Source organism: Mesorhizobium sp. WSM3866, assembly GCF_002294795.1.
In the GTDB taxonomy this organism is placed as follows: Bacteria; Pseudomonadota; Alphaproteobacteria; order Rhizobiales; family Rhizobiaceae; genus Mesorhizobium.
This window is the reverse complement of the sequence record NZ_NSGC01000001.1, coordinates 74,502-94,823: the sequence shown is the minus strand read 5'-3', so window position 1 is coordinate 94,823 and position 20,322 is coordinate 74,502. Positions and strand designations below refer to the sequence as shown.

General features: G+C 63.7%; 21 protein-coding genes. 16 read left to right on the top strand and 5 right to left on the bottom strand.

Annotated features, from left to right (window positions below; translation table 11 throughout):
• Positions 1–27: 27 nt before the first annotated feature.
• The 3 genes from CK222_RS00485 to CK222_RS00475 form a co-directional block, all read right to left on the bottom strand.
• Positions 28–510, bottom strand: a complete 483-nt coding sequence (locus tag CK222_RS00485; RefSeq protein WP_067002952.1) for a DUF2852 domain-containing protein — start codon at positions 508–510, stop codon at positions 28–30.
• Between the two features lie 116 nt (positions 511–626).
• Complete coding sequence (locus CK222_RS00480) at positions 627–1,769, bottom strand: benzoate/H(+) symporter BenE family transporter (RefSeq protein ID WP_095776870.1); 1,143 nt, start codon at positions 1,767–1,769, stop codon at positions 627–629.
• A gap of 2 nt (positions 1,770–1,771) precedes the next feature.
• Entirely contained in the window at positions 1,772–2,542 is a 771-nt protein-coding gene (locus tag CK222_RS00475; protein ID WP_067324660.1) for an alpha/beta hydrolase, read from the bottom strand.
• A 214-nt stretch (positions 2,543–2,756) separates the two neighbouring features.
• Between CK222_RS00475 and infC the strand changes: the two genes are divergently transcribed.
• The 8 genes from infC (at position 2,757) to CK222_RS00435 (ending at position 9,752) form a co-directional block, all read left to right on the top strand.
• Complete coding sequence (infC, locus tag CK222_RS00470; protein ID WP_067003282.1) at positions 2,757–3,293, top strand: translation initiation factor IF-3; 537 nt, start codon at positions 2,757–2,759, stop codon at positions 3,291–3,293.
• Positions 3,294–3,498: 205 nt separating this feature from the next.
• Positions 3,499–4,146 carry an isoprenylcysteine carboxylmethyltransferase family protein gene (locus tag CK222_RS00465; protein WP_095799041.1) on the top strand — a complete coding sequence of 216 codons (648 nt, stop codon included), beginning with the start codon at positions 3,499–3,501 and terminating at the stop codon, positions 4,144–4,146.
• Between the two features lie 241 nt (positions 4,147–4,387).
• Positions 4,388–4,591 (top strand): 50S ribosomal protein L35, encoded by a 204-nt coding sequence (gene rpmI / locus CK222_RS00460; protein ID WP_027166935.1) that lies wholly within the window; start codon positions 4,388–4,390, stop codon positions 4,589–4,591.
• 37 nt (positions 4,592–4,628) lie between these two features.
• On the top strand, positions 4,629–5,030 hold the full coding sequence (rplT, locus tag CK222_RS00455) for a 50S ribosomal protein L20 (protein WP_040968947.1): 402 nt from the start codon (positions 4,629–4,631) through the stop codon (positions 5,028–5,030).
• Positions 5,031–5,215: 185 nt separating this feature from the next.
• The gene (pheS, locus tag CK222_RS00450; protein ID WP_245432937.1) at positions 5,216–6,268 is read left to right on the top strand and encodes a phenylalanine--tRNA ligase subunit alpha; all 1,053 of its coding nucleotides are present in this window, start codon (positions 5,216–5,218) and stop codon (positions 6,266–6,268) included.
• On the top strand, positions 6,265–6,705 hold the full coding sequence (locus tag CK222_RS00445) for a GFA family protein (protein WP_067002960.1): 441 nt from the start codon (positions 6,265–6,267) through the stop codon (positions 6,703–6,705). The genes pheS and CK222_RS00445 overlap by 4 nt, the downstream gene beginning before the upstream one ends.
• A complete protein-coding gene (gene pheT, locus CK222_RS00440; RefSeq protein ID WP_095799039.1) occupies positions 6,702–9,110 on the top strand; it encodes a phenylalanine--tRNA ligase subunit beta in 2,409 nt (802 codons plus the stop codon). Before CK222_RS00445 ends, pheT begins: the two co-directional genes overlap by 4 nt.
• Positions 9,111–9,149: 39 nt before the next feature.
• Entirely contained in the window at positions 9,150–9,752 is a 603-nt protein-coding gene (locus tag CK222_RS00435) for a nucleotidyltransferase family protein (protein ID WP_095799038.1), read from the top strand.
• A 45-nt stretch (positions 9,753–9,797) separates the two neighbouring features.
• Here the strand turns inward: CK222_RS00435 and CK222_RS00430 are convergent, their stop codons facing one another.
• Positions 9,798–10,793 carry an aldo/keto reductase gene (locus CK222_RS00430; RefSeq protein WP_095799037.1) on the bottom strand — a complete coding sequence of 332 codons (996 nt, stop codon included), beginning with the start codon at positions 10,791–10,793 and terminating at the stop codon, positions 9,798–9,800.
• Positions 10,794–10,889: 96 nt separating this feature from the next.
• On the opposite strand from CK222_RS00430, the gene CK222_RS00425 reads away from it, so the two are divergent.
• The 6 genes from CK222_RS00425 (at position 10,890) to CK222_RS00400 (ending at position 17,513) form a co-directional block, all read left to right on the top strand.
• Entirely contained in the window at positions 10,890–11,780 is an 891-nt protein-coding gene (locus CK222_RS00425) for a LysR family transcriptional regulator (protein ID WP_095799036.1), read from the top strand.
• Between the two features lie 64 nt (positions 11,781–11,844).
• Positions 11,845–12,417: a cytochrome b gene (locus tag CK222_RS00420; protein ID WP_095799035.1), complete on the top strand. Its 573-nt coding sequence runs from the start codon at positions 11,845–11,847 to the stop codon at positions 12,415–12,417.
• A 66-nt stretch (positions 12,418–12,483) separates the two neighbouring features.
• Positions 12,484–13,059 (top strand): YceI family protein, encoded by a 576-nt coding sequence (locus CK222_RS00415; protein ID WP_095799439.1) that lies wholly within the window; start codon positions 12,484–12,486, stop codon positions 13,057–13,059.
• Between the two features lie 267 nt (positions 13,060–13,326).
• A complete protein-coding gene (locus tag CK222_RS00410) occupies positions 13,327–14,313 on the top strand; it encodes a Gfo/Idh/MocA family oxidoreductase (RefSeq protein WP_067324656.1) in 987 nt (328 codons plus the stop codon).
• Between the two features lie 111 nt (positions 14,314–14,424).
• Complete coding sequence (locus tag CK222_RS00405) at positions 14,425–16,080, top strand: FAD-binding dehydrogenase (protein ID WP_095799034.1); 1,656 nt, start codon at positions 14,425–14,427, stop codon at positions 16,078–16,080.
• A 239-nt stretch (positions 16,081–16,319) separates the two neighbouring features.
• Positions 16,320–17,513: a caspase domain-containing protein gene (locus tag CK222_RS00400; protein WP_095799033.1), complete on the top strand. Its 1,194-nt coding sequence runs from the start codon at positions 16,320–16,322 to the stop codon at positions 17,511–17,513.
• 498 nt (positions 17,514–18,011) lie between these two features.
• On the opposite strand, the gene CK222_RS00395 is transcribed toward CK222_RS00400, so the two are convergent.
• Positions 18,012–18,665: a TetR/AcrR family transcriptional regulator gene (locus CK222_RS00395; RefSeq protein WP_095799032.1), complete on the bottom strand. Its 654-nt coding sequence runs from the start codon at positions 18,663–18,665 to the stop codon at positions 18,012–18,014.
• Between the two features lie 229 nt (positions 18,666–18,894).
• Between CK222_RS00395 and CK222_RS00390 the strand changes: the two genes are divergently transcribed.
• Together CK222_RS00390 and CK222_RS00385 are read left to right on the top strand one after the other, a co-directional pair.
• A complete protein-coding gene (locus tag CK222_RS00390; RefSeq protein ID WP_095776856.1) occupies positions 18,895–19,791 on the top strand; it encodes an NAD(P)/FAD-dependent oxidoreductase in 897 nt (298 codons plus the stop codon).
• A gap of 21 nt (positions 19,792–19,812) precedes the next feature.
• Positions 19,813–20,286, top strand: coding sequence for an isoprenylcysteine carboxylmethyltransferase family protein (locus tag CK222_RS00385; RefSeq protein ID WP_095799031.1), 474 nt, complete (start codon positions 19,813–19,815; stop codon positions 20,284–20,286).
• The last annotated feature ends 36 nt before the right edge of the window (positions 20,287–20,322 follow it).

Sequence of the window (20,322 nt, the reverse complement as noted above, 5' to 3'; positions counted from 1 at the left end):
ATGTCGGCCGAGTCTTATGATTGAGGCTCAGTCGTCAAGGAGGTTCGACCCCTTGCCGCGCTTCGGCCCCGTCGCTCCGGTTGGACCACTCGTCGTGGTTGGCGCGGTCCGCTTGTTACGCTCGGCCATGAAGCGGTCGAACTCTTCCTGGTCCTTGGCACGGCGCAGCTCGCGGGCATACTCGTCGAACTCGTTCAGCATCTCGTCGAGCTTGCGGCGCTCCTCGGCGAGGCGCTCAAGTTCCTTCTCGCGCCAGTCGTCGAAAGCGACGTTGCCGGTGCGGGACGAGCCATGGCCCCAGCGGGCCGCCTTTTCCGAGCCACGGCGGCAGCCGGCGAAGATGCCGTCGGTGGCGCGGTTGACATCGCGCTTGAAGCCTTCGAGCCGGTCGCCCCAGATGATGTAGGCAAGCATGGCGAAGCCCAGCGGCCAGAACACCATGAAGCCGATCACCATCAGCGCGATGGTCGCCGGCGTCCAGGCCGGACGGATCAATGCACTTGTGTTCATTTTCTCCCAATCCTTCCGTTGGAGACAGCCAAACCGGCTGCGTGGAATCGAAATGGGAAGGCGAAATCGGCGATTCAAGGCAAGTCCGGCCAAAACCGGCGAAAGGCCTGAAATGATTATCGCTTTTTGAGTTTCTCGAGGAAAAGCACTGCCATTCCGGCGACCAGCCCCCAAAAAGCCGCGCCGACGCCGAACAAGGTGAGCCCTGAGGCCGTCACCGCAAAGGTGAGCGTGGCCGGCATGCGCTCGCCCGCATCATGGAGCGCGATCGAGAGCGCGTTGGCTAAAGGCGCCATCAGCGCCAGGCCGGCGACCAGCACGATCAGGCTCTGCGGCAGGACGGCGAAGATCGCCACCAGCGAAGCGCCGAAGATGGCGAAGACCAGATAGGCGAGCGCATAGAACGGCCCCGTCTTCCAGCGCTCGGCGGGATCCGGATGGACATCCGGGCCGGTGCAGATCGCCGCGGAGATCGCCGCCAGATTGGTCGTCGAGGCGCCGAACGGCGCCGAGAGCAGCGAGAACAGCCCGGTGACGCCGATCAGCGGGCCAGGTTCCGGGTGGTAGCCGGCGGCTTTCAGCACCGCGAGACCGGAGAGGTTCTGCGAGGCCATGGTGACGAGGTAGAGCGGCAAGGCCAGGCCAATGATCGCCGAAACGGTGAACTGCGGAGCGATCAGCGTCAGTGTCGACAATTCCGGCGCCGGCAGGCCGCCGACGCGGCCGGTGAGGAAGGCGGCAAGGCCGCCGCCGATCAGCACGACAAGGACCGAAACCGCCGGGTTGAACAGCCGGATGACGAAGAAGGCGGCGATCAGCGGCAGGATCAGCCACGGATCGGCGGGAATGGCCTTGACCGCACTGATGGCGAAGCCGACCAGGATGCCGGCCAGCATGCCGGACGCCACCGAGGCCGGAATCTGCGCGATCAGCCGGGTCAGCGGCTTGAACAGGCCGGTGGCGATCAAGAGGATGCCGGTGACGATGAAAGCGCCGACGGCTTGCGCCATGGTGAAGCCGCTGGAGGCCGCGATCAGCGCCAGGCCCGGGGTCGACCAGGCGGTGATGACCGGCATTTTCGTGCGCCAGGACAGCCACAGGCATTCTAGGGCCATGGCCAGGCAGATCGCCGTCACCCCGCTCGCGGTCTCGATCTGAGTGGCGCCGATCGCCTTGGCGGCGGCAATGACGATGGCTAAAGTGCCGCCAAAGCCGACGATGGCCGCAACGAAGGCGGATATCGGGATTGAAATGCGCATGCTCATGAAACCCGCTGGACCAGGTCGCCGACGGCGCGGTTGAGCATGTCGAGATCCTCCGGGCGGGAGAGGCGATGATCGCCGTCGGGGATAAGCGACAGCGTGACGTCATCGGCCGGCAGCAGTGCGGCGAGCTTCAGCGCATGGCCGGAAGGCACGTCGGGATCGGCGAGACCCTGCAGGATATGCACCGGGCAATGAGTGTCGATCGGCCTGGTCATCACCCGGTTCGCGCGGCCGTCCTCGATCAGCGCGCGCGTGTAGATATAGGGCTCGGCGGAATAGTCGGACGGTTCCTCGAAAAATCCCTTTTTCGAAAGGTCGCGCTTCTGCGCCCTGGTCAGCACCGGCTCGATCAGCTCGACGGTAAAGTCGGGCGCCGGCGCAAGCAGCACCAGGCCGGCGATGCGGTCGTCGCCGGCCTTGCGCAATTCCTGCACCATGCGCAGCGCAATCCACGCCCCCATCGAGGAGCCGACCAGGATCTGCTTGCCCTTGCTGAAGCGGCGAAAGACGGCGAGGCTCTCGGCCAGCCATTTCGAGATCGTGCCCTCGGCGAATTCGCCGCCCGATTCGCCGTGGCCGGAATAGTCGTGGCGCAGATAGGCGCGGCCTTCGCGGCTCGCCCAGGCCGACAGCGCCTCGGCCTTGGTGCCCAGCATGTCGGACTTGTAGCCGCCCAGCCAGACGATGCCCGGCGCTGAGCCCGGCGCCTGCCTGACAGCGATCTGCGTTCCGTTCACGTCGATGAAAACTGGTGCGCTGGCGTCCATGACCTCGTCCTTCCGGCCGGTCTTTTGGCACATCCGGCGGTTCGCGGAAAAGTGCTCGCACCTTTTCTTTGCTTGATGCAGGCAATGGCAAGCTTTGAGGTGATTTCCTGGCGAGGCTGTGCTATTGACTCCGGCCGCGCGCTCACCACATAGGCGCGTCCAAGCGATTGAACTCAAAGAAACCCTGAACGAAACGGCCGAGGAGACCACGACCATTCGCAGACCTTTCAAAGCAGCGGCCCCGACCAAGGACGGTCCGCGCTCCAATCGAGACATCCGGGTGCCCCGGGTCCAGCTCATCGACGCAGAAGGCCACAACCGTGGCGAAGTTTCCATCAACGACGCGCTGCTGCTGGCCGAAGAGGCCGGGCTGGATCTCGTCGAGATATCGCCCAACGCGCAGCCGCCCGTCGTCAAGATCCTCGATCTCGGCAAGCTGAAATACGCCAACCAGAAGAAGGCGGCCGAGGCGCGCAAGAACCAGAAGGTCATCGAGATCAAGGAGATCAAGATGCGCCCGAACATCGACAGCCATGACTACGAGACCAAGATGAAGGCCGTGCGGCGCTTCTTCGAGGACGGCGACAAGGTCAAGCTGACGCTGCGTTTCCGCGGCCGCGAAATGGCGCATATGGAACTCGGCATGCAGCTCCTGAACAAGGTGCGCGAGGAAGTCGCGCCGATCGCCAAGGTCGAGGCCGAGCCGAAGCTCGAAGGCCGACAGATGATGATGGTGCTGGCGCCCCGCTGACAAGCGGGCGCTGCTGCCTCTCCTGCTCGTTCCGGCGAATGGCGACGCGACTCCCGAAGGCGGTCGCGCCGATCACGGTTTCGAGAAGCAGAATTGAGCGGCATCGTGCTCTAAAATCTGCCTGAATTGCGGAGCACGGCGTCGCGACGATCGGCGGGGCGCCTGTTTTCTATCCGATCGCGAGCAAAACACGATCGGATTGGCCATGGTCGATGAAACAAAGCTCCCGACCGACAACCAGATAGAAGGGTTGGGCGGCTACCAGTACATGCGCCGCATCGTGCTGGCGGTGCTCATCGCGGTGCTGTTTGCGGCGCTCTTGTTCGGCCAGTCGACGTTCCCTCCCGACACGCCGATGCACGAGTCGATCGAGATGTTCGGCGTGCTCCTGATCTTCCTCGGCATCGTCGGGCGCCTGTGGTCGACGCTCTATATCGGCGGCCGCAAATCCTCCGAAGTGGTCACCGGCGGTCCGTATTCGATCACCCGCAACCCACTTTACCTGTTCTCGACCGTGGCGGCAGCCGGCGTTGGCGCGCAGATCGGCTCGTTCTCGGGCATCATTCTCTTCGCGCTCCTGTGCGCGGGTGCCTTCCACATCGTCATCCTGCGCGAGGAGCGCTATCTCAAGGAAGTGCTCGGCGCTCCCTACAAAGCCTATCTGGCGAAGGTGCCGCGCTTCTTTCCCAACCTTTCGCTCTACCAGGAAGGCGACACCGGCAGCTTCAAGCCGCGCCTGCTGCTCAACACGCTGCTCGACGGGCTGGTGTTCCTGGTGGCGCTGCCGGCCTTCGAACTGATCGACGGCGCGCAGCAGTCGGGCGTGCTGCCGGTGTGGTTCACGCTGCCCTGAACGGGACAGCGCGCCGCATGGCGTGAGGTGTTGCGCACGAGCCCTGTTTGATCTATAGGACCGCCGTTCCGCGTATCGGCCCAGAAATCATCTCTGATTTACGGAAAGCAAGATACGCAGAGCAAAAAACAAAAACCGCCCGGCAGGGCATGCCGTGGCGGTTTAATTTGCTTTTCGGGCTTTGGTCGGCCCGAAGCGAGAAAAGAAGCGCGATGGTGCGCTACCAATACGGAGTAGCAAAATGCCCAAGATGAAGACCAAATCGGCCGCCAAGAAGCGGTTCAAGATTACCGCCACCGGCAAGGTGCTGTCGGCTGCCGCCGGCAAGCGCCACGGCATGATCAAGCGTTCCAACAAGTTCATTCGCGATGCCCGCGGCACGATGGTTCTGGCTGAACCGGACGGCAAGAAGGTCATCAAGAATTTTCTGCCGAACGGCCTTTAGGCATTCGGTCCGGAACAGCGTTTAAGGAGATCATGACATGGCACGCGTAAAGAGAGGCGTCACCGCCCACGCCAAGCACAAGAAGGTCCTGAAAGCCGCCAAGGGCTTCTACGGCCGTCGCAAGAACACCATCCGCATCGCCAAGCAGGCGGTGGAAAAGTCGCTGCAGTACGCCTATCGCGACCGCAAGAACCGCAAGCGCTCGTTCCGCGCGCTGTGGATCCAGCGCATCAATGCAGCGGTGCACGAGCACGGCCTGACCTATGGCCGCTTCATCGACGGCCTCAACAAGGCCGGCATCGAGATCGACCGCAAGGTTCTTTCGGACATGGCCATCCACGAGCCGCAGGCTTTCGCAGCCCTTGTGGCCAAGGCCAAGGTGGCGCTCGAATATCTGAAGAACACCACGCCGAATGCTTTTGAGAGCGCTGTCGCCTAAGCCAGCGCTTCCCAAGCATTCGCTATTCTGATTTGGGGAACCCGCGCTGGCACGGCTGGCGCGGGTTTTTCTTATGCCTGATGCAACCAAATTGGTGACGCGCCGAACCCCGGTGGTTGCCCGATCGAGAGAGTTTCGCCGTGAACGCCACCGCTGGAAATCTTGAAACCCTTGAAGCTTCTTTGATGGCCGACATCGCGGCCGCGGCCGACGAGCAGGCGATCGAGGCTGTGCGCGTCTCGGCGCTGGGCAAGAAGGGCTCGGTCTCCGAGATGCTGAAAACGCTCGGCGCGATGAGCGCCGAGGAGCGGCAGGTCAAGGGCCCGGCGATCAATGGGCTGAAGAACCGCGTCACCGAGGCGCTGACGGCGCGCAAGTCGGAGCTGAAGGACGTGGCGATCGCGGCGCGGCTCGCCGCCGAAACGGTCGACGTCACGCTGCCGGTGCGCCAGTCGCCGGCCGAGCGCGGCCGTATCCATCCGATCAGCCAGGTGATCGACGAGATCGCGGCGATCTTCGGCGATCTCGGCTTCTCGATCGCCGAAGGCCCGGACATCGAAACCGACTATTACAATTTCACCGCGCTCAACTTCCCCGAGGGACATCCGGCGCGCGAGATGCACGACACCTTCTTCTTCCAGCCGGACGAGAAGGGCGAGCGCAAGCTTTTGCGCACGCACACCTCGCCCGTGCAGATCCGCACAATGGAGCAGCAGAATCCGCCGATCCGCATCGTCATCCCCGGCAAGACCTACCGGCAGGATTCGGACGCCACGCACTCGCCGATGTTCCATCAGGTCGAGGGGCTGGTGATCGACAAGACCGCCAACATCGCCAACATGAAGTGGGTGCTGGAGGAATTCTGCAAGGCCTTCTTCGAAGTGCCGAGCGTAAAAATGCGCTTCCGGCCGTCCTTCTTTCCGTTCACCGAGCCCAGCCTCGAGGTCGACATCCAGTGCGACCGCTCGCGGCCGGGCGAAGTACGCTTCGGCGAGGGCTCCGACTGGATGGAGATCCTGGGCTGCGGCATGGTGCATCCCAACGTATTGCGTTACGGCGGGCTCGATCCCGACGAATACCAGGGCTTTGCCTGGGGCATGGGCATCGACCGCATCGCCATGCTGAAATACGGCATGCCGGACCTGCGCGCCTTCTTCGACGCCGACGTGCGCTGGCTCACGCATTACGGCTTCCGGCCGCTCGACATGCCGACGCTGTTCGGGGGCCTTTCCACATGACTGCTCCCCACACCGGGGGCTGCCGCTGCGGTGCCGTGCGGTTCGAGGCCTCGGCCGAGCCGCACCACATCAGCTATTGCCATTGCGGCGATTGCCGGCGCGCCAGCGGCGCGCCGGTGTCGGCCTTTATCGGCTTCGCGGCCGACCAGATCGCGCTCGAAGGCAAGTCGCTGAAGAGCTACCGGAACGGCCCGGTGGCGCGCTCGTTCTGCGGCATTTGCGGCTCGCCGATCGCCTATAGCGACGAGCGGCTCGCCGGCCATATTTACTTCACGCTCGGCGCCATGGACATGCCTGCCTATTTCAGGCCGACGCTGCATGCGCATGTGCGCGAGCAGCTGCCCTTCCTGCATATGCCCGATTCACTGCCGCGGCACCTCAAGACGAGCGTGGCTAGACCTGACGCGCAAAGCCCTTCCTACGGAACACAGTCATGAAATTCACCCTCTCCTGGCTCAAGGACCATCTCGAGACCGACGCTTCGCTTGCCGAAATCGTCGAGCGGCTGACGGCGATCGGCCTCGAAGTCGAACATGTCGACGACAAGGCGGGCCTAAAACCCTTTGTCATAGCCAAGGTGCTGACTGCCGTGCAGCATCCCGACGCCGACCGGCTGCGGGTGCTTACGGTCGATACCGGCGACGGCAAGCCGCCGGTGCAGGTGGTGTGCGGGGCGCCCAACGCCCGCGCCGGCCTGGTCGGCGCTTTTGCTGCGCCCGGCACCTATATTCCCGGCATCGACGTCACGCTTTCGGTCGGCAAGATCCGCGGCGTCGAGAGCCATGGCATGATGTGCTCCGAACGCGAGCTGCAGCTTTCGGACGAGCATACCGGCATCATCGACCTGCCCGAAGACGCACCGGTCGGCACCAGCTTCGCCGCCTACGCCCATCTCGACGATCCGGTGATCGAGATCAACCTGACGCCGAACCGCCCCGATGCCACCAGCGTCTACGGCATCGCCCGCGATCTCGCGGCGAGCGGCCTCGGCCGGCTGACCGGCGGCGCGATCATGCCGCATGCCGGCGACGGCATGTGCCCGGTCAAGGTCAAGATCGAGGCACCGGAACTCTGCCCCGGCTTCGCGCTGACTCTGGTGAAGGGCGTGAAGAACGGCCCGTCGCCGAAATGGCTGCAGCAGCGGCTGATCGCCATCGGGCTTCGGCCGATCAGCGCGCTGGTCGACATCACCAACTACGTCACCTTCGACCGCGGCCGGCCGCTGCATGTGTTCGACGCGAAGAAGGTCACCGGCAACCTTGTGGTGCGCCGCGCCAGGGACGGTGAAAACGTGCTGGCGCTCGACGGACGCGAATACTCGCTGACGCCCGAGATGTGCGTGATCGCCGACGACAACGGCATCGAATCGATTGCCGGCATCATGGGCGGCGAGCATTCGGGCTGCGACGAGAACACCACCGACGTGCTGATCGAATCGGCGCTCTGGGACCCGATCACGACGGCCCGCACCGGTCGCACGCTCGGCATCATCAGCGATGCGCGCTACCGCTTCGAGCGCGGCGTCGACCCTGAGTTCATGGTGCCCGGCGTCGAGCTCGCGACCAAGCTGGTGCTGGAATTGTGCGGCGGCACGCCGACGGAAATCGAGGTGGCGGGCTATGCCGGCCACAAGCCGAAGATCATTTCCTTCCCGCTGTCGGAAGTGAAGCGGCTGACCGGCATCGAGGTGCCGAGAGAAGAAGCGCTCACTATACTGACCCGTCTCGGCTTCGAGCCGCGCAGCTCAGGTGACGCCGTCGAGGTGAAGGTCCCCTCCTGGCGTCCGGATGTCGACGGCAAGGCCGATCTCGTCGAGGAAGTGATGCGCATCCACGGCGTCGACAACATAGCGCCGCAGCCGCTCACCTCGCATGACGCGGTCAACGGCAGGATCCTGACCATGCTGCAGGTGCGCACCCGGGCCGCCAAGCGCGCGCTCGCCGTGCGCGGCATGATGGAGGCGGTCACCTGGTCGTTCATTCCGGCGAAACACGCCGAGCTGTTCGGCGGCGGCCAGAACCGGCTGAAGCTCGCCAACCCGATCGCCGCCGACATGTCCGACATGCGGCCGTCGCTGCTGCCCGGGCTGATCAGCGCCGCCCAGCGCAATGCCGATCGGGGCATCAGCGACGTGGCGCTGTTCGAGGTCTCCGGCACCTATGAAGGCGACTTGGCCGATCAGCAGCGGCGCGTCGCCGCCGGCGTGCGGCGGGGCACCGCCAAGCTCGACGGCTCGGGCCGCAGCTGGGCCGGCAATGCCGGGCCGGTCGGGGTGTTCGACGCCAAGGCCGATGCGATCGCGGCGCTCGAAGCCTGCGGCGCGCCGGTCGACAGGCTGCAGATCGAGCCCGGCGGCCCGGCCTGGTACCATCCCGGACGCTCAGGCACGATCAAGCTCGGGCCGAAGACCGTGCTCGGCACTTTCGGCGAGTTCCATCCAAAGACGCTCGAAGTGCTCGACGCCTCCGGGCCGCTCTGCGGCTTCGAGGTCTTTGTCGATGCCGTGCCGGAGCCGAAGGCCAAGCCGACGCGCACCAAGCCGAAGCTGGAGCTTTCACCCTTCCAGGCGGTGAAGCGCGATTTTGCTTTCGTCGTCGACCGGACGGTTGAGGCCGGCACGCTGGTGCGGGCAGCTTTGGCCGCCGACAAGAAGCTCGTCACCGGCGTTTCGGTGTTCGACGTCTTCGAGGGCGCTGCGCTCGGCGCCGCCAAGAAGTCGATCGCCATCGAAGTCTCGATCCAGCCGGTCGAAAAGACGCTGACCGACGAGGATTTCGAGGCGCTGGCCAAGCGCATCGTCGAGAACGTCAACAAGCAGACGGGCGGCGTGCTCAGAACATGAGGCATTGCGGAGCGATGGCGAATCGCCCTCCAAAGGGCGATGCACCATCTCCGCTATTCCGGCCTGCCTTTCGAGGAGCAACGCGCGGCGTTCCTCGAAATCGTGGCGGCGGACCCGCTGCTGGCCAAAACGCTGGCGCGAGTGCGTGAACTGGAGCTGCCGGACTGGCTGGTGGTTTCCGGCGCGCTCTACAACAGCATCTGGAACCATCTCACCGGCAGGCCCTCAGGCTACGGCATCAAGGATGTCGATCTGTTCTATTTCGACGGCACCGATCTCTCCTACGAGGCCGAGGACGCGGTGATCCGCCGGGCGGCGCAGCATTTCGAAGGACTGACGCTGCCGGTGGAGGTGCGAAATCAGGCACGCGTGCACCTGTGGTATCCGGCCAAGTTCGGGCAGGCATGCCCGCGCTACACGAGCGCGAGTGAATCGGTCGGCTATTTCGCGTCGAAGACGCATGCGGTTGGGGTGCGGTACGACGCAGACGAGGCGTTGGAGCTGGTGGCGCCGTTCGGGCTCGACGACATTTTTTCGTTCCGCATCACGCCGAACCGGGTGCTGGACAACCAGCGGACGCATGAGGCGAAGGGGAAGAGGGCGCGAGAGAACTGGCCGGAGATCAGCGTGGTGCCTTGGTAGGTCAGCGCGAGGCGCCCGCCAGCGTCTCAAAGCAAGCTGAAATGTCTAACCATTCACCAGCGCCAGCAGCTCTTCGGTATAGCGCTTGCCGACGACCTTGTCGGGCGACAGCGCGTCGCCGATGGCCGCGACCTCGGCGGCGCTCAGCTTGATCCCGGCCGCTGCCGTGTTCTGCTCCAAATGGCGGATCTTGCGCGCGCCGGGGATCGGCACGATGAAATCGCCCTGGTGCAGCACCCAAGCGAGCGCCAGTTGTGCCGCTGTCACGCCCTTTTCCATCGCCAACTTTTCCAGCACGGCAATGACGGCATTGTTGGCTTCCATGGCTTCGGCCTGGAAGCGCGGCAGGCCGAGGCGCCAGTCGCCGGCGCCGAGCGTATCGCGCTTGGCGATGGTGCCGGTGAGCAGGCCGCGGCCGAGCGGACTGTAGGGGACAAAGCCGATGCCGAGCTCGCGGCAAACGGCAAAGACCTCGTCCTCGGGATCGCGGCTCCACAGCGAATACTCGCTCTGCACGGCGGCGATCGGGTGCACGGCATGCGCCCGGCGCAGCGTGGCGCCGCTCACTTCCGACAGGCCGAGCGCCCGCACCTTGCCCTCGCGCACCAGTTCGGCCATGGCGCCGACCGTGTCCTCGATCGGCACGTTCGGGTCAACGCGATGCTGGTAGTAGAGGTCGATGACGTCGGTATCGAGCCGCTTCAGCGAGGCCTCCGCCACCGCCTTGACGTGCTCAGGGCGGCTGTCGACGCCGATCATGCGGTCGATGCCCGAACCGTGCTCGGATATCTTGAAGCCGAATTTGGTGGCGATGGTGACCTTCTCGCGTACCGGCTTCAGCGCCTTGCCGAGCAGGATCTCGTTCTCGTAAGGGCCATAGACTTCGGCGGTATCGAAGAAGGTGACACCGATCTCGATGGCGCGGCGCAGCGTAGCGATGGCTTCCGCCTCCGGCTGTCCGCCATAGACAAAGCTCATGCCCATGCAGCCGAGGCCGACGGGGAAGACTTCGAGTTCAGTTCCTAATTTGCGGGTTTGCATGGCGCATCTCCTTGTTGCGATGGAGATGAAATAGCGCCTAGGCATCCGTTCGATAATCATGTCTCTTTCGCACAGCTCGCTCTATAAGATAGATCAATGAACCGGACGAACCTTTCCCAGCTGGCCGTTCTCGCCGCGGTCGCGCAATGCGCCAGCTTCCGCGGCGCGGCCCGCGAGCTCGGCATCGCGCCGTCGGCGGTCAGCCATGCGGTGGCGAGGCTGGAGGCGCGGCTCGGCGTGCGGCTTCTGGCGCGCAGCACGCGCAGTGTCGCCCCGACCGAGGAAGGCGCGCGGCTGTTGGAGCGCCTGCGGCCGGCACTGTCCGAGATCGACCTGGCGCTGGAAACGGCGGTCGAGACGCGCGACCGGCCGGCTGGCAATCTCAGGCTTAGCGTGCCGCGCACCGCCGCGCATCTGGTGCTGACGCCGCGGCTCGCTGCCTTCACGGCCGCCTATCCCGAGATCATGCTGGAGATCGTGATCGAGGACCGCTTCACGGATGTGGTGGAGGGTGGGTTCGACGCCGGCGTCAGGCTGGGCGAAAGCCTGCAGCGCGACATGATCGCGGCGCGCATCGGGCCGAACATCCGCGGCGCGTTGGTCGGCGCGCCCTCCTACTTCGCGACCATGCCCAAACCGCGTCATCCGCGCGATCTCGCCGATCACCGCTGCATCCGCTTCCGCTTCTCCAGCGGCATCCTCTACCGCTGGGAGTTAGAGAAGGACGGCGAGGAAATCGAGATCGCCGCGCCAGGGCCGCTGATCCTCGACGAGGACCATCTGATCGCCCAGGCCGCGATCGACGGCGCCGGGCTCGCCTTCGTCTTCGAGGACTATGTGAAGGCGCCGCTCGCCGATGGCCGGCTGATCCGCGTGCTGGAGGACTGGTGCCCCGCCTTCGACGGCTTCTTCGTCTACTACCCAAGCCGCCGCCAGATGCGGCCGGCGTTGCGGGCCTTCGTCGATTTCTTCAAGGTGAGCGGGTAGGGCTCCTCCGTTCCGCTTGTGGGGAGGGCTGGAAGAAAGGTGATTTCAGCGACGTTTTTCGACCATGCAATCGTCCATCACCAACACCGCCACCCGCTATGGCTGGGCGATGATCATCCTTCACTGGCTGATCGGCATCATCTTCATCGGCCAGTTCGTGCTCGGCTTCGTGATGATGCGCATCGACAGCCAGCGGACGTCCTTCGAGCTGATCCAGCTGCATAAGTCCGTCGGCTTCCTGCTGCTTGGGCTGGTCATCCTGCGCATCGCCTGGCGTGTCGGCAATGCGGCGCCAGCACTCCCGCCTTCGGTCGGAACATTGGAGCGCAAGGCAGCGCCGCTGGCGCATTTGGCGCTTTACGCCTTCCAGGTTGCCCTGCCGCTCTCCGGCTGGGCGCTGGTCTCGGTCTCGACGCTGGAAATCCCGACTATGCCCTTCAACCAGTTCGTCATGCCCGACCTGCCGCTCGCCGAATCCGACGCCGCGGAAAGCTTCTGGTCGGCCGCGCATTGGTATCTTGCCTATGCCGGCATCGCGCTGGTCGCGTTGCATATCCTTGCTGCGATGCGCCACCATTTCCTGCTGCGCGACAGCGTGCTCACGCGCATAATCACGCCTTCGTCTGCCCGGGAATAGAGCGGGCCGCCCGTTCGTTGGTGGCGGGAAGACAGCAATGCGCTGGTTCAGGATAGGAAGATGTCGATGCATGCGCGCATCCTCGGATTGGCGGCCTTTGCCGCTTGCCTTGCCGCGCCGGTTTGCGCCGCGGTGGCGCTCAGTGACGCCGCCGGCAGCTACACGATCAGCCCGGCGGGCTCCTCGATCCGCTTCACCATCGGCAAGGCCGGCGGTGGCGGCTTCGGCGGCGCCTTCGGCCGCTTCAAGGGCACGATCCGCATCGACAATGCCGATGTCGGGCGCTCGAAGGTCAACCTCACCATCTTTCCGGAAAGCGTCGGCACCGGCCAGGGCCGCATCGATGCTTTCCTGCGTTCCGACGCCGTCTTCGACAGCGCCAACAATCCGGAGATCCAATTCCGCTCGACAAACGTGACCCGCACCGGCGAGACCACCGCCGTGGTCACCGGCCGGCTGACGGCGCGCGGCAAGACGTTTTCGGAAAAGTTCACGGCCGAGCTCGATGGGCTGAAGTCAGGAACCATCAAGTTCCATGTCACCGGCAAGGTGCTCAGATCGCGCTACGGCATGGATGTCGGCACGCCGATCTATTCCAACGTCGTCGACTTCGACATGATCCTGACGGGGAGAAGGGGTTAGCTCTGGTCGCGCATCCTCGGGTTCGTCATCCTAGGGCGGAGCAAGGAGCGAAGCGACGCGCGCAGACCCTAGGATCCATGGCGTGACGCTAAGGCGTTGCAACGGTTACAGATCTCTGCATCCCTGCACTTTACGTCATAGGTCACGGAATGGATCCTCGGGTCAAGCCCGAGAATGACGAAGGCGCTTTGTGGCCCGCGTCTGCGATTGGCTTTTCTCCGGAATTGGGGCACACCTCCATCGACATAACCGACATGGAGAAGCATGATGTTCCGATGGGGTGTTCTGTCGACGGCCAAGATCGGCCGCGAGCAGCTTTTGCCGGCGATCGTGGATTCGGAGAATGGCGTGCTGTCGGCGATCGCCAGCCGCGACCTGTCGAAGGCCAAGGCACTGGGCGAGCGTTTCGGCGCGCCGCATGCCTTCGGCTCCTATGAGGAACTGCTCGCTTCCAAGGAGGTCGATGGCGTCTATATCCCGCTGCCGACCTCGCAGCATGTCGAATGGACGGCAAAGGCAATCGAGGCGGGAAAACATGTGCTGGTCGAGAAGCCTCTTGCGCTCGACGCCAAGGACATCCCGCAGCTGATCAAGCTGCGCGACGAGAAGAAGGTGCTGGTCTGCGAGGCCTTCATGGTCGTCTACCACCCGCAGTGGATCAAGGTGCGCGACCTGATCGCCAGCGGCGCGATCGGCCGGCTGCGCCACGTGCAGGGCGCGTTTTCCTATTACAATGTCGATCCCACCAACATGCGCAACCAGCTGGATCTTGGCGGCGGCGCGCTGCCCGACATCGGCGTCTATCCGACCGTGTCGACGCGCTTCTCGACCGGCAAGGAACCGGTCCGCGTGCAAGCCACCATCGAGCGCGACAAGACCTTCGGCACCGACATCTATTCCTCGATCCGCGCCGATTTCGGCGACTTTGAACTGTCCTTCTACCTGTCGACGCAGATGGCGGCGCGGCAGGTGATGGTGTTCCACGGCGAGAAGGGTTTCATCGAGGTCTTTGGCCCGTTCAATGCCGGGCTCTACGACCACCACCGCATCGAATTGCACAATCAGAACCACACCGAAGCGCAGGTGTTCCGCTTCCCAGGCACCCAGCAGTACCGGCTGGAATGCGAGGCCTTCGTACGCGCGGCCCAGGGCGGCAAGGACCGTGTCTTCACGCTGGAGGAATCGGTCCTCAACCAGAAGGTCATCGACGCCATCTTCCGCGCCGGCGACAAGGACGGCTGGGAGCCCGTCTGACTCTTTGTCTCGACGCAATTCCGGACGGAAGGCTACGGCGAAGTCGCCGAGCCCAAACCGCTTCGCACTTTTCCTGGAATTGCTCTGCCGGCCGTTTTGAGGGGAGGAAAGATGGCTGACGACGCGGATGTCATCATAGTCGGCGCGGGGCTGGCAGGCCTCGTCGCCGCGGCAGAACTTGCCGAGGCCGGCAAGAAAATCATCATCGTCGACCAGGAGCCCGAGCAATCGCTGGGCGGCCAGGCCTTCTGGTCGTTCGGCGGGCTTTTCCTGGTCGACTCGCCAGAGCAGCGGCGCATGCGCATCCGCGATTCCCACGACCTCGCGCTCGCAGACTGGATGGGCACCGCCGACTTCGACCGCCCTGAGGATTTTTGGCCGCGCAAATGGGCTGAAGCCTATCTCGGCTTCGCCGCCGGCGAGAAGCGCTCCTGGCTGATCGAGCGCGGGTTGAAATTCTTCCCCGTCGTCGGCTGGGCCGAGCGCGGCGGCGGCAATGCCAGCGGCCACGGCAATTCGGTGCCGCGCTTCCACATCACCTGGGGCACCGGGCCCGGCGTGCTGGAGCCCTTCGTGCTGCGCGTGCGCGAGGCGCAGAAGCGTGGGCTCGTCGAGTTCAAGTTCCGCTACCGGGTCAACGGAATCACGCGGACCGGGAAGACGGTGACCGGGGTCCGCGGCGACGTGCTGGAGCCAAGCACGGTCGAGCGTGGACGCAAGAGCTCGCGCAACGTGGCCGGGGATTTCGAGCTCCACGCCCAGGTCGTGATCGTCGCCTCCGGCGGCATCGGCGGCAACCACGAGCTGGTGCGCAGGAACTGGCCGCAGCGTCTCGGCGCGCCGCCGAAGCGCATGATCACCGGCGTGCCGGACCATGTCGACGGCCGCATGCTGGCAATTGCCGAAGCAGCGGGCGGGAGGGTCATCAACCGCGACCGCATGTGGCACTATGTCGAGGGCATCAAGAATTGGGCGCCGGTCTGGACCGATCACGCCATACGTATCCTGCCGGGTCCCTCTTCGCTATGGCTCGACGCGCGCGGCAGACGGCTGCCGGTGCCGCTTTTCCCAGGCTTCGACACTTTAGCCACGCTCAGCCATATCATGAGCACCGGCTTCGATTATTCGTGGTTCATCCTGACGAAGAAGATCATCCAGAAGGAGTTCGCGCTGTCGGGCTCGGAGCAGAATCCGGACCTCACCGGCAAGAGCTGGCGGCAGGTGCTCGGCCGCGCCACGTCGGGCATTCCCGGGCCGGTGAAAGCCTTCATGGAAAAGGGCGAGGATTTCATCGTCGAGGCGAACCTTTCGAAGCTGGTGGCGCGGATGAACGGGCTGGCCGGCGAACCGCTGCTCGATGTGGCGCAGGTCGAACGCGAGATCCGCGCCCGCGACATGCAGCTCGACAACCCGTTCTCCAAGGATGCGCAGGTCACCGCGCTGCGCGGCGCGCGCGCTTATCTCGGCGACAGGCTGATCCGCACCGCAAAGCCGCACAAGATGCTCGATCCGGCGAACGGCCCGTTGATTGCGGTCCGCCTCAACATCCTCACCCGCAAAACGCTGGGCGGCTTGCAGACCGATCTCGACAGCCGCGTGCTCGACGCGGCGGGCGAGCCGGTCCCTGGTCTCTACGCGGTGGGCGAGGTCGCCGGCTTCGGCGGCGGCGGCGTGCACGGCTATGCGGCGCTCGAAGGCACCTTCCTCGGCGGCTGCATCTTTTCCGGACGCAGCGCCGGAAGGGCGGCGACGAAGGCGGCCGGCTGAGCGATCGAACGGTGTTGCCAAAAGCTCGTGAGCTCGGCCCACCTTGTATGCTGCGGCCTCATTCGGGGGTTTGATGTTGCTTGAAGTCGATGCCGGAAAGGGCGTTGACGATGCACGGAGACCTCATACCAAGCGGCCTCCGGCAAGTTTGGCCTCTTCCCCAAGCAAGATGGCCCTTACAACGGGTACCCACGCGCTTTAACGGATGCTAATATTCTCCGTTACTCGGGAAGGTCGCAATGTCCAAGGTTTGTTTGTTGTGCGCGTGCCTTCTTTTGCTGGCCGGCTTGTCGACACCGGCCTCCTCTGAGACCCAGATCGGTCAACGCAGCCATAGATATGCGCTCGTAATCGGTAACTCGGCCTACCGTTTTGCGTCATCGCTTCCCAACGGGGTAAATGATGCGAATGCCATCTCCCGAGTTTTGCAAGAGACGGGCTTCGACGTCACCCTTGGATTGGATACCGACGCATCAACGTTCAGGGAACTCATCGGAAAATTCAGGCGAAACTTGCGGCCGGGTGACGTCTCGCTTTTTTACTTCGCCGGACACGGGCTCCAAGCGAACGGGGAGAACTACCTATTGCCGGTTGACGCCGCCCTTCAACGTCCGGCCGACTTGGCTCTGGAGGCTGAGCGCCTGCAAGACATCATCGCCGCCATGACGGCCGAGGAAAATATCGCAATCGTCCTTCTCGATGCCTGTCGGGACAATCCTTTCGTTAAGCAATTGAGTGGACCGGGTCAAAGTCGCGGCCTTGCCATAGGAAAGGGGCTGGGAGCCTTAGATGCTGGCAGGGGAGTCTTTATCGGCTTTGCAACACAACCCGGCAACGTGGCTCTCGATGGAGCCGTCAATCATAGTCCGTTTGCAGACTCTCTTGTGAAGCGGATAAAGACTCCTTCGATCGACATTGAAATTCTCATGCGTCGCGTCCGGTTGGACGTCATGAACGCGACTTCTGGGAAGCAGGTTCCCTGGAGCAACTCGTCCCTGGTGGAGCCGGGATTCTCATTCAACCCGGATGCCGCGTCTAGTCCGTCTTCGGCAGATGCCTATCAGCCAGACATCAACGCGGCGGCAGAGCTCGAATTCTGGAAATCAATCAAGGATACATCCGATGTCTCGATGTATCGTGCTTATCTAGCGGCATTTCCGAATGGTGCATTCGTCGAAATTGCAAAGAGCCGAATTGCCAAGTTCCAAGCACCTACGCCGCCACGCAAAAAGATCCTGCCAAAGAAAGTCAGTCGCAAGCCGCAAGTGTCGTTGCCTGTCGATGAACGTTCCAATCGTTCGGCAAAAACGAGCGCACCAGCTAAACCGGAATCCGTGGGGCGATGCAGGGATGGCAACAAGGAGAGGTGTCGCCAGAGATGCCGTGAAGGCGCAAGGCGTGCCTGTCGCAAGCTGCAACAGCTAGGGGGTTAGTAACGCCGATGACTGCCTTGCGCGCGGTGGGACTTAGGCCGCGCCGCCGACTGCGGCCGGAGACGAGCAAGGGTGCATGAAAAAAAGCTGAACTCAAGAACGCTCGGGTACCACTGCCGACCCGATCGGGATCGTGGATTAATACGCCACGTGAACCTCGCCGCGTGAGCGTAGGCAGCCAGCGACTGCTTCGGCCGGCGAGGCAAATGCGCGGGAGTTCAGTTTGGTTAATTGGCGGACCGGAGGGATGAAACTGGGAACTCGTATGTCATTGTGGTTACTTCAGATTCCTGACGGGAACGTCCGCTTTGCGCCACCATTTTTCGCCATTCAGACCACCGTTGCAGCTTCCCGAGAGCTGACGGTCTGCCTAAGCCGGCACTAAGGCCCCGAACGGGTGGTAGCGGTTACGCCGGTCACAGGTCCTGGAACACCGCCCAAGGCGTAGAGGTTTGGACTGAGCTGCTGCCAGTTCGGTGGACACGAGGTTAGGCTAGGTTATCCGCCCGCGTGGTCATTGCCACTGTGCGCGGCGATGAACATGGCGACGGCCGACCGGCAATAGGATTCGATCTCGTTGTCGTCCTCTGCTCTCGCCTCATCGAAGCGTGCGATAATCAGGAGATCGGAGCCTTTGAAAAGCGCGGCAAACAAGCGGGCGGACCGGAGAGGATCGGGCACGTCCAGAACCGCCTTCGCGTGCAACTGACGCAACAGGGCCTCGATTTGGGCGATGATATGGGCGGGGCCAGCTTCGTAATGGAGCTTGCTCAACGACTTTTGACTCGTCATGTCGGCCATGACCATGGCTTCGACCTTGCGGACGTCCGGGCGCAACAGCGTGCGAAGCAGTGATGATCCCACCGCCATGAGCTGATCTTCGGCCGAACCGTCGACGCCTTTAAAAAGGGCCTGTGGTATTAACTGATTGCAGCGGGCCGCAAACGCCGCGCCAAACAGCGTCTCCTTGTTCTCGAAGTGCCGATAGATGCTGAGCTTGGATATCTTCGCTCGCTGGGCGACCTTGTCCAATGTCGTCGCTTGAAAACCCAGTTCCGCAAAAAGTTCGCCCGCGGTGTCGACGATCGTTTGGCCAAGCGCCTCGTTGGCGGGCCGGCCGCGCCGGGCCCGGGTGTTTTTCGCGGTTACCACAATTACAGTCCTTGACAGTATCCTAATTCCTGAATTACGATACCATACAGTTTCTTAAATGCGCAAGCCATTGGGTAGGTTTCAACCATGTCCTCCAAATCCGGGCCGCCCGGCGATATCGAATGCGGCATCGTCCGATCGATCAACGCAGTGATGGGCGACTCGCTGGACGATATTGCGCGCCAGGCCCAACCCAACCCCCTCCAACCACAACACGGAGCCCATCACCATGGATGACGTCATCATCATCGGCGGCAGCTTTGCCGGTCTCGCTGGCGCCCTGCAACTCGGCCGTGCCCGCCGCAAAGTCACCGTTCTCGATACCGGCCTGCCGCGCAATCGCTTCGCCGGCCACTCGCATGGTCTGCTCGGCCACGACCACAAGCCACCGCTGGACATCCTGGCTGAGGCGCGGCAGCAGCTGGCCCGCTATCCCACGGTCAAGCTGGTCAATGCCCGGGCCGAAAGCGTCTCCGGCGCCATCGACGATTTCTCAGTCGTCACTGATGATGGCGAAACCCTTAGGGCGCGCCGCCTGATCCTGAGCTATGGCGTCATCGACCAGATGCCTGATGTGCCGGGCTTTGCCGAAGGCTGGGGCACGTCCATCGTGCCCTGCCCCTATTGCGACGGCTTTGAAGTCGCCGGCCAGCATTGGGGCCTCGTCTGGTCCGGCCGGCAGTCGCACAATCAGGTCAGGCTGTTCCACGATTGGACCGACAGGTTGACGGTGTTCGCCGATGGTCATGACATTCCGCCCGATATCCGGGCCGATCTGGCGCGCCGCAACACACCTGTCGTCGATGGCCGGATCATCGAGATCGCCCATCACGGGGGCCATAACGCCACCGTCAAGCTCGATACCGGCCCGAATGTCGCGGTCGACATCCTGTTCGCGCATCCGCGCAACAAACCGTCCGCAAGCCTGCATCAATCACTGGGCCTCGCCACGGTCGATACGCCCGTCGGCATCATCCTCAAGGTCGACGAGCGCCGCGAAACCAGCATGCCCGGCATCTACGCCGCCGGCGACCTCGCCAACCCCCTCACGCCGCCATCGGTTACCCTGGCATCATCGCACGGCGCGATGGCAGGTATCTTCGCCCAGCAGTCCATGCTGGTTTGAGAGCAGAGATTGGAGAGGAGCATGGCCGTCGAACCGGACAGCGCGGGTGTGCGCTTCCCTCCGCCTTTGGTCTATCTGGGAGCGCTGCTGTTGGGGCTGGCGGCGGAGCGGTTCGTCACCCTGTGCTCTTTCGACGTCGACTGGCGGTTGCTGGTCGCGACGGGCGCGCTGCTGTTCGTTGCCGGCGCGGCGATGATGCTTGCGGCGGCGGGGCTGTTCCGGCGGCTGGGCACCAACGTTCCGCCGTCGCAGCCAACGACCCTCATCGCAACGACCGGTCCTTATCGGTGGACCCGCAATCCCATGTATCTCGGCATGGCGCTTATCTATGCCGGCCTTGCGATCGGCTTCGACGGGCCGATCGCCTTCGCGTTGCTCCCATTGGTGCTGATCGCGATCCAGACGCAGGTGATCGACCGCGAGGAGCGCTATCTCGAAGCGAAGTTCGGCGACGACTACCGCCGCTATAAGGCCGAGGTTCGCCGCTGGCTCTGACTGTTCCGCCGCTGCCGCCTGCGGGGCTTTCTAAAC